General features: G+C 72.2%; 11 protein-coding genes. 8 read left to right on the top strand and 3 right to left on the bottom strand.

What is annotated here, in order from left to right:
• Window positions 1–75: 75 nt before the first annotated feature.
• Complete coding sequence (locus ACHZ99_RS18990) at window positions 76–513, bottom strand: ArsR/SmtB family transcription factor (protein ID WP_420305825.1); 438 nt, start codon at window positions 511–513, stop codon at window positions 76–78.
• A gap of 339 nt (window positions 514–852) precedes the next feature.
• Between ACHZ99_RS18990 and ACHZ99_RS18995 the strand changes: the two genes are divergently transcribed.
• The 5 genes from ACHZ99_RS18995 to ACHZ99_RS19015 all read left to right on the top strand — a co-directional run bounded on the left by ACHZ99_RS18995 (window position 853) and on the right by ACHZ99_RS19015 (window position 5,986).
• Entirely contained in the window at window positions 853–1,578 is a 726-nt protein-coding gene (locus ACHZ99_RS18995; RefSeq protein WP_420305826.1) for a 4'-phosphopantetheinyl transferase family protein, read from the top strand.
• A gap of 370 nt (window positions 1,579–1,948) precedes the next feature.
• Window positions 1,949–2,317 carry an ArsR/SmtB family transcription factor gene (locus ACHZ99_RS19000; RefSeq protein WP_420305827.1) on the top strand — a complete coding sequence of 123 codons (369 nt, stop codon included), beginning with the start codon at window positions 1,949–1,951 and terminating at the stop codon, window positions 2,315–2,317.
• A 360-nt stretch (window positions 2,318–2,677) separates the two neighbouring features.
• The gene (locus tag ACHZ99_RS19005; protein ID WP_420305828.1) at window positions 2,678–3,127 is read left to right on the top strand and encodes a hypothetical protein; all 450 of its coding nucleotides are present in this window, start codon (window positions 2,678–2,680) and stop codon (window positions 3,125–3,127) included.
• A 688-nt stretch (window positions 3,128–3,815) separates the two neighbouring features.
• Window positions 3,816–4,037: a hypothetical protein gene (locus ACHZ99_RS19010; RefSeq protein WP_420305829.1), complete on the top strand. Its 222-nt coding sequence runs from the start codon at window positions 3,816–3,818 to the stop codon at window positions 4,035–4,037.
• 158 nt (window positions 4,038–4,195) lie between these two features.
• Window positions 4,196–5,986: an ABC transporter ATP-binding protein gene (locus tag ACHZ99_RS19015; RefSeq protein WP_420305830.1), complete on the top strand. Its 1,791-nt coding sequence runs from the start codon at window positions 4,196–4,198 to the stop codon at window positions 5,984–5,986.
• Between the two features lie 181 nt (window positions 5,987–6,167).
• Here ACHZ99_RS19015 and ACHZ99_RS19020 read toward each other — a convergent pair whose 3' ends face one another.
• Together ACHZ99_RS19020 and ACHZ99_RS19025 are read right to left on the bottom strand one after the other, a co-directional pair.
• A complete protein-coding gene (locus ACHZ99_RS19020) occupies window positions 6,168–6,461 on the bottom strand; it encodes a hypothetical protein (protein WP_420305831.1) in 294 nt (97 codons plus the stop codon).
• Between the two features lie 339 nt (window positions 6,462–6,800).
• The gene (locus tag ACHZ99_RS19025) at window positions 6,801–7,811 is read right to left on the bottom strand and encodes a LacI family DNA-binding transcriptional regulator (protein WP_420305832.1); all 1,011 of its coding nucleotides are present in this window, start codon (window positions 7,809–7,811) and stop codon (window positions 6,801–6,803) included.
• Between the two features lie 303 nt (window positions 7,812–8,114).
• Between ACHZ99_RS19025 and ACHZ99_RS19030 the strand changes: the two genes are divergently transcribed.
• From ACHZ99_RS19030 to ACHZ99_RS19040, 3 genes are all read left to right on the top strand, one after another.
• The gene (locus ACHZ99_RS19030; protein WP_420305833.1) at window positions 8,115–9,083 is read left to right on the top strand and encodes a glycoside hydrolase family 6 protein; all 969 of its coding nucleotides are present in this window, start codon (window positions 8,115–8,117) and stop codon (window positions 9,081–9,083) included.
• Window positions 9,084–9,231: 148 nt separating this feature from the next.
• The gene (locus ACHZ99_RS19035; RefSeq protein ID WP_420305834.1) at window positions 9,232–10,893 is read left to right on the top strand and encodes a glycoside hydrolase family 27 protein; all 1,662 of its coding nucleotides are present in this window, start codon (window positions 9,232–9,234) and stop codon (window positions 10,891–10,893) included.
• Between the two features lie 34 nt (window positions 10,894–10,927).
• The gene (locus tag ACHZ99_RS19040) at window positions 10,928–12,562 is read left to right on the top strand and encodes a glycoside hydrolase 43 family protein (RefSeq protein ID WP_420305835.1); all 1,635 of its coding nucleotides are present in this window, start codon (window positions 10,928–10,930) and stop codon (window positions 12,560–12,562) included.
• Window positions 12,563–12,614: the final 52 nt, after the last annotated feature.

Here is a 12,614-nt window from a genome sequence, read left to right on the forward strand (position 1 = left end):
ACAGTACATGGAGCAACCCCGGGCCGGGTGCCGATGCCGTACACACGGCACCGCACTGCCACGGGGGGGGTGCGGTCAGACGCTCCGGGTGGCTCGCTTGCGCGCCGCGCGGCGGGCGGGCCGGGAGGTCAACTGCACGGGCTCGCCCGCCACTTCGCCGTCCGCCGGGACGCCGTAGTTCGGGCAGAGCGCCACCGCGTTGTCGGTGGCCTCCAGCAGCGTCTCCGCCGACGCGAGCAGGTCCAGGAGTTCAGGGTGGGCGAGCGAGTAGAACATCTGGCGGCCCTCGGGGCGCGCCGTCACCAGGTTGCAGTCGCGTAGACAGGCAAGGTGGGCCGACACGGTGGACTGGGCGAGGTTCATCGCCGTCGTCAGGTCCACAACCCGCGCCTCGCCACCGGCGAGGCGCTGCAGGATCGCCAGGCGGGTCGAGTCCGACAGACCCCGGAACATGGCTGCCGCCGGCGCGAGCTCCTGGCGCGACCCGGACGCGGTCTCACTGACTATCGACATAGCACAATGATAACGGCAACCAATGCTGCGTCGACGTGCCGTACACCAACATTCGGCAACGTTTCGATCACCGGCGGCCGCCCCGCGGCGGCGTACGCCGGGCTCCGCACTCCGCTATTCAACGTCAATCGTCGATGCTACCGTGACTCGGCGATGCCGCACAGAGACGGGAGACGTGCGGCGACCATGGGAACGGGGGACTCCGTGCCGTCGAACACCGTCCGGGCAGCCGCAGTCGGCCGGAATCAGGCGGCCACGACGGCACCCCCGCCGGACCCGGGCACCGCGCGGCCGCCGGCCGCCGCAGACGGCAGCCCGGATACCCCCGTCGGGACAGAGGTGCGCCACCCGGCCGAGCTGAACCCCACTCTCGACCCCGGCGAGGTGCGGCCGCCCGCCCCGGGCGATCCGCCGGCGCTGTGGACCGTGGACGCCGCCCGGCACGCGACACAGGCCGCGCTCGCGGCGCCCGCGGTTCTGGACGAGGAGGAGCGCCGGCGGGCCGCCGCCTTCCGCCGGACGCGCGACCGCGACACGTACACGGTCGCCCACGTGGCCCTGCGGATGCTGCTGGGCGCACAGTTGGGCCTCGCCCCGCACCGCGTCGACCTCGTCCGCGAAGCGTGCCCGCTCTGCGGGCAGGCGCACGGCCGTCCCGCGGTCACCGGCGGACGGCTGCACTTCTCCCTCTCCCACAGCGACCGGCTCGTGCTGCTCGCGTTCGCGGCGGAACCGGTGGGCGTGGACGCGGAGGCACTGCCGTCCGCCCGTGCGGCGGCGGAGATCGCCGGGGCACTGCACCCGCGTGAGGCCACGGAACTCGGCCTGCTGCCCCCGGCGGAACGACCCGCGGCCTGTGCGCGCATCTGGGCGCGCAAGGAGGCGTACCTCAAGGGCATCGGGACCGGACTCGCCCGCGACCCGTCGCTCGACTACCTCGGTGCGGCGCCGGGGCCGGTCGGGGTGGCGCGGTGGCAGGTCGTGGACGTGGCCGTGCCACCCGGCTTCGCCGCGGCGGTGGCGTCACCGTCGGAAATGCCGCCGCCCAGCCGGAAAGGCGGATGACGGCGCCAATAGTACGCGCTTTCGGCCGATACCGGTAACATTGCCTTCCCGTTCGTTCGCAGCGCGTACACCGATAGCGCACCGGGCCCGACTCACGACTCCGGTACGCGCCTCGAAGGCATTACGGCATCGCGGCAGCGGCCGTCCACCGGCAGTCTTCTGGCACTTGCCCGGCCGCGCGTCCCTGTGGCACGCTTTTTGAAGCGAAGGGGAGTAGCCCCCAATGTCGCGGTCGACATACTGACACCTCCAGAGGTGTCCGGCCGCGCGGCCTCGTAGTCCGAGGCGGGCGAGACCTTCGACCCATGGCAGCAATGCCGGGGTCGGAGTCTCGTGTCTTCCGATCCCGGTGTGATCGGAAAGGAAGCGCATGGCCTTCAGCTTGGACTCGTGGGGGGACGGCTCCGGCGGCGAGAATTTAGCTCCGAAAGCGGTCTTGTTCCGGTCCCTCGCGGATACGACCCGGTTGGCGATCCTCCAGCATCTGGCCAACGGCGAGGCGCAGCCGGGGGAGGTGGCCGCGGCCCTGGGTTTCCCCCACTCCACCGTTCTCACGCATCTGGCGTGCCTGCACGACTGCGGGCTGGTGGGGTTCCGCAGCGAGGGACCCGCCTCGTACTACCACCTGGCCCGGCCGGAGCTGATGGATCTGCTCCTCAGCGTCGAACTGCTGGTCACCGCAGCGGAAGACACGGGTGCCCCCGTGCCCGAACTGCGACACCACGGGGGCAGACGATAGGGGAGGCACACGGACGTCCCGCGTCCGTGTGCCTCGCACCACGGCCTGCGCCGTGAGGTGGACCGGCCCCGGGCCCATCGACCGGACTCGGAGCTGACACGGCCGATGGACCCGTCGCAGAGCTTTCGCCCCCGGACAACGGAAGCACTCCCGTCGTCCGGGGGCGGGGCAGGCCGACGCCCGCGCGGCCGGTCCGCCTCCCGATCAGTACACCCGGCACAACGACGCCCGTCCCGCCACCGCGCCGGGCTCACCGCCCGAACCCGCGCCGGCTCAGGCGCCCTCCCCTCCCCCACTCCCCGACTCGACCTCGCGGAGCAAGCCCGCCAACCGCGACAACCTCGCTGACACAATCGCCGGATGACCAGTAATGGCATCCGGTTCGACTGCCGGCACCGTGGCGACGACGGCCCGCTCGTGATCGTCCCCCACATCGACGGAACACCGCTCGTCGAGCTGATCGACGGGTTCGAGATCGCCGCCGGAATGCAGCCCGCGGGTGACGCCTACGGCGGTCTGATTCCGGAGTTCTTCCGGTTCGGCCCGATGCAGGATCATTTCCTCGGACGGTCCGCCAGCGCGAAGGGGCCGAAGACACCCGTTCTCGGCTGTGAATGCGGCGAGTGGGGATGCTGGCCCCTCATGGCCCGCATCACCGCGACGGCCGACTTCGTGACCTGGGACGCCTTTGAGCAACCGCACCGCAAGGCCCGCGATTACAGGGCATTCGGTCCATTCCGGTTCGACCGTCACCCATACGATGACGCCCTGCGCGCGCTGAACGCCGCAATCGGCACCGACGAGACGTGATCCGCACCCGCTGCCGGTAGTTCAGCGAAGCCTGCGTCCGATGCCCGACGCTGCACGTCAACCTCATGATGGACTCCGCGGCCGCCACCGGGTCCGGGCAGTTCCAGCCAACTCGCCAACCCCTTCACCTCGGTGATCCGCCGAGCGGTGCGAAAACGGTTCCTCCCGGCCCCTCCCAGGTCACCCGGCGCGCTCCGAGATCGTTGCCCCACGCCGGATCGCAGCTCGTGCTGTCCGGATCCCGGCGCGGCAGCCGTCTGCCTGTCAGTGGCGTGGGCGATGGTTGCGCTCCTGCGTTTCCCCTCACACCACCGAGGAGACCGGTGCTGTCGACCTCCGCGCAATCCCCCGCCCGGCTCACGCCCTCGCCGCTTTCCCCTGCGCGGGTGAATCGAACGTACGGGGTGCGGGCCAGGCTTGCCCGGCGCCCCCGCTGAGGAACTTGCGTTCGACGCATCGCCCGGCTCTGCCCGTATCGGCCCTGTGATCATCCGCGTTGTCCGTGGTGCTCAACCCGATCTCCATCCGAGGAGCAAACCGTGAATCCTGTGCGCCCCTGTCCCGCCGCCCGCCCCGCGTTCGAGAATCCTCCCACTCGGCCCGCCGGGCCCGCGGTGCTCCAGCGCCCGGCTGCCGCCCGCCGCGCCCCGTTCGCCTCCGCCTCACGACCGTCACCGAGGTGGGGGGCATGAGCGACGCGAAGGCACATGCCGCAGTTCCGCGCTTCTCCGCGCCATCGTTGGTCGAAGTACGGGCACACCCGGCGGCCAGGCAGTCCGGACCCGGCTGGAAGCAGCCCGTGGCCGAGGTCGGCGCCCATCCGTCACCGAACGCGCACGAGGCCCCGTCCGTCGCCGCGCGCCGCACCGAGCCCAGCCGTCACCGGCTGACGCCGGAGGTGGCCGCATGAGGCGCCTCCGCCACACCACCGGGAAGACGGCCCGCGCGTGGCAGCAAGCCCCGCCCGCGCCCCAGCGGGCGGCCGCCCTTCCGGCCGCTCGACCGGCGGCTCCGCAACCCTCTCCGCCGCCCGAGTTGGACTTCCACGGGCGCAAGCACCGCCGGGCCATGGACGACGCCGGCCTGGGGGACATGGCCCGCCGGATCCCGACGGCGCTCGCCCAGTCCGCCCGGCTGGCGTGGTCCGTCGACCGCCGCATGACGCTCACGATCCTCGTCTGCCAGATGCTCTCCGGCCTCGGAACCGCCGCGATGCTCACCGCGGTCGCCAAGGCCATGCCCCACCTGGCCACTTCCGATGCCCGCACCGGGCTCGAACAGGCGTGGCCGGCGCTCACCGTCGCAGTCCTTGCGATGGCGCTCGGCGCCGGCATGTGGATCCTCGCGGACTGGGCCACCCGGCGCCTGAACCCGCAGATCGCCTCGGCCGTCGATCTCACCCTGGTCGACCTCCACATGAAGGCCGAGCTGTCCGCGTACGACACCGAAGGGTTCACCGACCGCAGCCGTGCCGCGGAGATCGGCGCCTTGCGCGCGGTCGACCTCGCCGACGACGCCAAGACGCTGACCAACGGCCTGGTCCAGCTCCTGTCCGCCGCGACCGTCCTGACCACCCTCCACCCCCTGCTCCTGGGCGTGCTGCTGCTGTCCGTCATCCCCAGGGGCATGGGCGGCGTCATCGCCGCGCGCATCGACTACCGCGTGCACGACCGCACCATCTCGGCCCGGACCGTGCGCGGCATGATGCGCTGGTGGCTGACCACTCCCGAACTCGCCGACGAGTTGCGCGCCAACACCATGCGCCCCTACCTGTACTCCTGGTACCGGGTGATGTGCGACCGCGTCGAAGGCCGCGAGCTTCAGGGCGCGCGCCCCTACCTGCTCGTGACCCTCCTCGCGACGTCCCTGGCGGGCCTGTTCACGCTCGGCATGTGGGGCACGCTGGCCGCGCTCGCCCTCTCGGGAGCCATGTCCACCGCGATCGCCGGCACCGCCATCGTCGCCTCGCAGACCGCGGGACGGGCTCTGAACTCGATCGTCCGCTACGGCGCGGTGATGTTCCACCACGGCCTCTACCTCGGCGACTACTACGACTTCATCGACGAGGTCCGCTCGATGACCACGGCACGCGGCGCCACCCGGGCCGAGGCGCCGCGGCAGATCCGCCTGCGCGGGGCCGAGTTCACCTACCCCGGCAAGGACACCCCCGCCCTGCACCCGGTCACCCTCACCCTCAGCCGCGGAGAAGTCGTCGCCCTCGTCGGCGAGAACGGCGCCGGCAAGTCCACGCTGATCCGCATGCTCACCGGCCTCACCGTGCCGACCGGCGGGACCGTCCACTGGGACGACACCGACCTGGCCACCGCCGACGCGGAGTCGGTCTGGCGGCACGTCGGCCTCGTCCCCCAGAAGAACGGGCACTGGCCGCTCGCCGCCCGCGAGAACATCACCCTCGGCCAGCCCCGCGAGCACACCGACGACCGCGTGTGGGAGGCCGCCGCACATGTCGGCCTGGCCGAGAAGCTCCACACGCTCCCCGGCGGGCTCGACACCCTCCTGGCCCGCTCGGTGTGGGGCGGACACGAACTGTCCGGCGGCCAGTGGCAGCGCCTGGCCTGTGCCCGGGCGATGTACCGGGAGCCGGCCGTGCTCGTCCTCGACGAGCCCACCAGTGAGATGGACGCCCGCGGCGAGCACTTGATCTTCCGCCGGCTCCGCGAAACGGCTCCCGGCCGGATCACCGTGGTCGTCACCCACCGCTTGGACAACGTGCGGATGGCCGACCGCGTCCTCGTCCTCGACCAAGGGCGCCTCCGCGAGGAGGGCAGCTTCGACACGCTCGTCGCCACGCAGGGAAGCCTCCTGGGCGAGCTGTACGCGCTCGCCCAGGACCGCTGATCCCTCTCCCCACCGGGCGGGGCCGCCCACCGCAGCGGCCCCGCCCGCCGCACCGGCGCTCCCCCACGGGCCGTGCCGTCTGGTCCGCAGGCGTTGCCGTATCCGGGGCCCCGGGGGATGCCGCGGACATCGTGGCCGTTCCCGCCGGGTGTTCTCGACGCGGGGCCGTACCGTCCGCGGCTCAGCTCCAGTCGTACGTGAGCGCCGCGGTGCGGGTGTGCGGCTCGAAGAACAGCAGGATCGCGTCCGCGCCTTCGGGCCGCCACGGGTATCCGGCGGTGGCCGCGACGAAGGTGAACGGTCGCCCCTCGTCGAGGCGCAGCGCGGGGACGGCGATGTCCGTGCCCCAGTCCTCGCGCTGCCGGACGGGGTCGTCCGTGTCGCCCCGGACCAGCGCTCCGTACCGCTCCCAGCGTGCCCGCGTCGCGTCGAGCTGGTTCCGGGCCTCGGGGTGGACGGGTGGGCTGTCCGTCATCGAGTCCTCGTGCAGCAGGCCGGGGTTTCCCCGCAGCTGGTAGAGCCCGTTCCTGTCGACGTGGAACAGGAGCCAGTTCGCCGCCGTGCCGTCGCCGCCGGCTCCGTATCCCAGGCGGAGCGGTACGACACCGCGTACAGGGAGTCCGCGGCGATCCTGTTCACCGGCGTGTCCATCCTTCCGCCCGTGCGAGGGCCTCGACGTCGTTCTCGAACGTGTCGACGTCGAAGTCCGCGATCTTCTTGCGGCGCCAGATGTCCGGTCCACCTGATCGTCTTCAAGCTACTCCTGTACGGCAGCCTCCCGGCCCTGATCGTCCTGTACGCCTTCGGCCGCGGCTCACGTGCTGGAGCGTGCGACGAGGTGGGTGGGGAGGATCAGGGAGCTGGGTTCCTCGCCGGCGATGCGCGCGGTGAGCATGCGTGCCATCTCCGCGCCAAGGGCCTGGATGGGCTGGTGAACCGTGGTCAGCGACGGTTCGGCGATGTGCGCGATGTCGAGGTCGTCGAAGCCCACGACCGCGACGTCACCGGGGACCGCGCGGCCCGCGCCGCGCAGCGTGCGCAGGGCGCCGGCCGCCATGTTGTCGTTGGCGGCGAACACCCCGTCCATGTCCGGCTGCCGCTCCAGTAGCGCCGCCATCGCGGTGGCGCCGCTGGGTTCGGTGAAGTCTCCGTGTTCCGGAGGGAGGGGCCGCAGTCCGGCGAGGATCAGGGCCTCCCGGTAGCCGCGATGGCGCGCACGGCTCGCCTCGGTGTCCGGCAGTCCGCAGATCATGCCCACGCGCCTGCGCCCGCGGGCGAGCAGGTGCTCGGTCGCCTGGCGGGCGCCGCCCGCGTTGTCGACGTCCACGTACCACGGCGCTTCGAAGCCCGCCGGGCGCCCGCCGAAGACGACGGGGACCTCCGTGTCATGGGCGAGGGGGAGCACGGGGTCGTTCTCCCGGACGGCCATGAGCATGGCGCCGTCGACGCCCCGGGCGCGCAGGAGTTCCGCCAGCCGCCGCCGGCTGCGGTCGCTTGCCGCGAGGCACAGCATCAGGTGCAGGTCGGCCTCCTCCAGGGCGGCGGAGGCGCCGACGATCACCTTGGCGAAGAACGGGTCCGCGAAGATCGACGGGGCCTCGCCCGAGATGACGAGCGCGACCGCGCCTCGCTGACGGGTGGCCAGCGCCCGCGCCGTCGTGTTGGGCACGTAGTCGAGTTCCCTGATGGCCCGGAGGACCGCCGCGCGCTTCTCGGCGCTGACGTGGGGCGCGTTGTTGAGCACCCGGGAGGCCGCCGAGCGGGAGACGCCGGCCCGCTCGGCCACCTCGTCGAGCGTGGGCCGCAGGCGCGGCACCTCTGTCATGGATTTCGTACCTCTCCGAGCCGGCGGCGGCGGGGATGCCTCCCGCTGGGCCGGGAGCGCTTCCAGTTCCGGGACCTTAGCGACTCCGCGCTCTCCGGTGAAGGGCGGCCGCGCCCCGACTCTTGACAGGTCCCCATCAGCACACCCACGATGACCGGAGGCACCCCGCGGTTCCCCGCCGCAAACTGGGAGCGCTCCCAACAGGGACCACCGCTCCCATGCGCCACCCGTGCGTCGCACCTTCATGCCGCGGGCTCAGGACGAGAGCCGCGCGGCGTTCCCCTTCACGAATGAGGTTCACCCATGCGCACACTCATACGCGGGGCGGTGGCAGCGCTGCTCGCTCTGCCGCTGTTCCTGACCTCGTCGCCCGCCGCGCAGGCTGCGCCCACCCCGCTCGCCATGACCAGCGGCTTCTACGTCGACCCGAACTCCAGCCCCGCGGTCTGGTCGGCCGCCAACCCCGGAGACGGCCGGGCCGCCGCGATCCGCGACTCCATCGCCGGCACCCCCATGGCCCGCTGGTTCGGCTCCTGGAGCGGCGACATCGGCTCCGCCGTCGGCTCCTACACCGGCGCGGCCCAGGCGGCCGACAAGCTGCCGCTCCTCGTCGCTTACCACATGTACGGCCGTGACGCCTGCGGCGGGCACTCGGGCGGCGGAGCCTCGTCCCCGTCCGCGTACGCCGGGTGGATCGACGCCTTCGCCCGCGGCATCGGCAACCGCCCCGCCGTCGTCGTGCTGGAACCCGACGCCCTCGGCGACTACAGCTGCATGTCCCAGGCGCAGATCGTCGAGCGGCAGAACATGCTCACCAACGCCCTCTCGCGGTTCCGGTCCGCCGCGCCCAACGCCTGGGTCTATCTCGACGCGGGCAACCCCGGCTGGGTCGACGCCTCGACCATGGCGGAGCGTCTGCACGCCTCCGGGCTCAGCCTCGCCCGGGGCTTCTCCCTCAACGTCTCGAACTACTTCACCACCGGGGAGAACCTGTCCTACGCCGGCAGCGTCAACCAGGCGCTGGGCCAGCGTTACGGCTACAGCAAGCCGTTCGTCGTGGACACCAGCCGCAACGGCAACGGCTCGAACGGCGAGTGGTGCAACCCCGGCGGCCGCAGGATCGGCACGCCCACCCAGCAGGGAGGCGGCGCCGAGATGCTCCTGTGGATCAAGACGCCGGGAGAGTCCGACGGCGACTGCGGTGTCGGATCGGGCTCCTCGGCCGGACAGTTCCTGCCGGAGGTCGCCTACAAGATGATCTACGGCTACTGACCCCCCGGCACCGGGCGGGCCTCCCGGTCCGCACCCGGCCCGCCCACCCGGACCGACTCCACCCGATTGAACACCGGACTGCCGCAAGGAACCGCCCGTCCCGCGACGAGCGAGACCCCGCGGGACGGGCGCGGCGGAAGGAGCGACAATGCTCACTCGATCACGCAGGCGACTGGCCCGGCTCGCGGTGACGGCCGCGGCGCTGACGCTCGCCGCCACGGTGCCCCACCAGCCGGTGGCCCAGGCCGCGCCGGTGGCGCGGGCCGCGCCCGGCAGCCCGGCCGTCACCCCGCCGCTGGGCTGGAACAGCTGGAACAGCTTCGGCTGCGGCGTCACCGAGGACACGGTGCGCCAGGCGGCGGACGCCATGGTCGGCTCGGGCATGCGGGACGCGGGCTACGAGTACGTGGTGGTCGACGACTGCTGGTTCGACCCGCAACGGGACGCCCAGGGCAACCTCCGCGCGCACCCGACGAAGTTTCCCAGCGGGATGAAGGCGCTGGGCGACTACATCCACAGCCGCGGCCTGAAGTTCGGCCTCTACCAGGTGCCCACGGAACGCACCTGCGCACAGCGCGTCGGCACGTTCCCCGGCTCGACGGGCAGCATGGGGCACGAGGTGCAGGACGCCCGCACCTTCGCCTCCTGGGGCGTGGACTACCTGAAGTACGACTGGTGCTCGCCCGAGGGCACGCGCGACGAGCAGGTGGCCCGGTTCTCCCTGATGCGCGACGCGCTGCGGGACACCGGCCGGCCCATCGTCTACAGCATCAACCCCAACAGCTTCCACGCGATCACCGGCTCCACGTACAACTGGGGTCAGGTCGCCGACCTGTGGCGCACCACCGAGGACCTGCTGGACATCTGGCAGAACGGCAACGTCAACAGCTATCCGATGGGCGTGGGCAACGTCGTCGACGTCAACGCCCCGCTCGCCGCACAGGCCGGCCCCGGGCACTGGAACGACCCGGACATGCTGGTCGTGGGCCGGCCCGGGCTGTCGCTGACCGAGTCGCGCGCGCACTTCACCCTGTGGTCCCTGATGGCCGCGCCGCTGATGGCGGGCAACGACATCCGCACCATGTCCGCCGACGTCAGCGCGATCCTGCGCAACCAGCGGCTGCTGGCGGTGAACCAGGACCCCCTGGGCGCCGGCGGACGGCGGGTACGCGACGACGGCGCCACCGAGGTGTTCGCCAAGCCCCTGTCCGACGGCTCGGTCGCCGTCGGACTGTTCAACCGCGGCGACAGCACCGCCACCGTCAGCGCCTCGGCCGCGCAGATCGGCCTGTCCGGCGGGTCGTTCACGCTCACCGACCTGTGGACCGGCGCCACGTCGGACACGGGCGGCCAGATCACCGCGAGCGTGCCGGCGCACGGCGTGACGGCGTTCCGGGTCACCGGGGGCGACCCGCTCGCCGCCGAGACCTCCCCGATCCGCGGCACCGGCTCCGGCCGCTGCCTGGACGTGGAGAACTCCGCCACCGACGCCGGGGCCGCCGTCGTGATCTGGGACTGCCACACCGCCGCCAACCAGCTCTGGACGACGTGGGCGGGCGGCGAGATCCGCGTCTTCGGCGACAAGTGCCTGGACGCCGAGAACCAGGGGACCGCCAACGGCACCCCGGTGATCACCTGGCCCTGCAACGGCCAGGACAACCAGAAGTGGACCCTCGCCGCCGACGGGTCGATCCGCAACGTCCACGCCGGACTGTGCCTGCAGCCGAGCGACGCGGCCACCGCGAACGGCTCGCGGCTGGTCCTGTGGAGCTGCGGCGGCCAGGCCCACCAGCGGTGGACCCGCAGCTGACCCCGACACGACCGACCGTGGAGGCCGACCCCCCATGTCCGACCCGCTGCACGCCTGGAGCCGCCGGCGGATGCTCACCGCCGCCACCGGCCTGACCGCCGCTGCCGCCCTGCCCCTCGCGCACCCCGCACACGCCCGCCCGGCCGCGGCGTCCCCCGCCGCGGCCGACGCCCCGCTGGCGACGTACACGAATCCCGTTCTGTGGCAGGACTTCGCGGACATCGACATCATCCGCGTCGGCGACACCTACTACTACTCCGCGTCGACCATGCACTACTCGCCCGGCGCGCCGATCCTGCGCTCCTACGACCTGGTCAACTGGGAGTTCGCCGGCCACTCGGTGCCGGTGCTGGACTTCGGGAGCAAGTACGACCTGAACGGCGGCCGCGGCTACGTCCGCGGCATCTGGGCCTCGTCCCTGGGCTACCGTCCCAGCAACCGCACCTTCTACTGGGTGGGCCAGATCGACTTCGCCCGCACCTACCTCTACACCGCCCCGTCCGTCGAGGGGCCGTGGGCCAGACACGCCTCGCTCGGCAGCGTCTACTTCGACGCGGGGCTGCTGTTCGACGACGACGACACCCCGTACGTGGCCTACGGCAACACCGCGATCCACGTCGCCCAGCTCTCGCCGGACGCGCGCACCCAGGTCCGCTCCCGGCAGGTGTTCAGCACCCCGCCGAGCGTCGGCACCCTGGAGGGAGCCCGCTTCTACAAGATCAACGGGAACTACTACATCTTCCTGACCCGGCCCGCCAACGGCCAGTACATCCTGAAGTCCACCTCCGGCCCGTTCGGCCCGTACGAGATGCGGCGGGTGCTCCTCGACCTGCCCGGACCGATCCCCGGCGGCGGAGTGCCGCACCAGGGCGGCCTGGTGAGCACCCCGGACGGCGGGTGGCACTACATGGCCTTCATCGACGCCTACCCCGGCGGCCGGGTCCCGGCGCTCGCCCCGGTCACGTGGACCTGGGACGGCTGGCCCGTGCTGCAACTCGTGAACGGTGCCTGGGGGCAGTCGTACACCGCACCGCTCCCCCTGCGCCCCGTCGCGCCGATGACCGGCACGGACACCTTCCCGGGCACCCGGCTCGGCCCGCGGTGGGAGTGGAACCACAACCCCGACACCGGCAGCTTCTCCGTCGACGACGGGCTGACGCTGCGCACCGCGACGGTGACCGACGACCTGTACGCCGCCCGCAACACCCTCACCCACCGCATCCAGGGGCCCGTCTCCACCGCCACCATCGAACTCGACTGCTCCTCGATGGCCGACGGCGACCGGACGGGTCTCGCCATGCTGCGCGACTCCTCCGCCTGGATCGGCCTCAAGCGCGACGGCGGTACGACGCGGGTGGTGATGGTCGACGGCCTGACCATGGACGGCAGCTGGAACACCACCGGCACCGGCACCGAGCGCGCGAGCGCGGGCTTCGCGGGCAGCCGGATCTGGCTGCGCGCCAGCGCCGACATCCGGCCCGGGAGCGGGCGGCAGGCCCGGTTCTCGTACAGCACCGACGGCAGCGCCTTCAGCCCGCTGGGGCCCGCCTTCACGCTCAACAACGCCTGGCAGTTCTTCATGGGCTACCGCTACGCGATCTTCAACCACGCCACCCGGGAGCTCGGCGGCAGCGTCCGGGTGGCGTGGTTCGAGTTGGCAACCCCGTGACCCCGAACGACGGAGGCGTGGAGGCGCACCAGAAGGAGGTTCACGGATGTGA

Origin of the sequence: Streptomyces sp. MAR4 CNX-425 (assembly GCF_048656465.1) — a bacterium.
Lineage (GTDB): Bacteria > Actinomycetota > Actinomycetes > Streptomycetales > Streptomycetaceae > Streptomyces.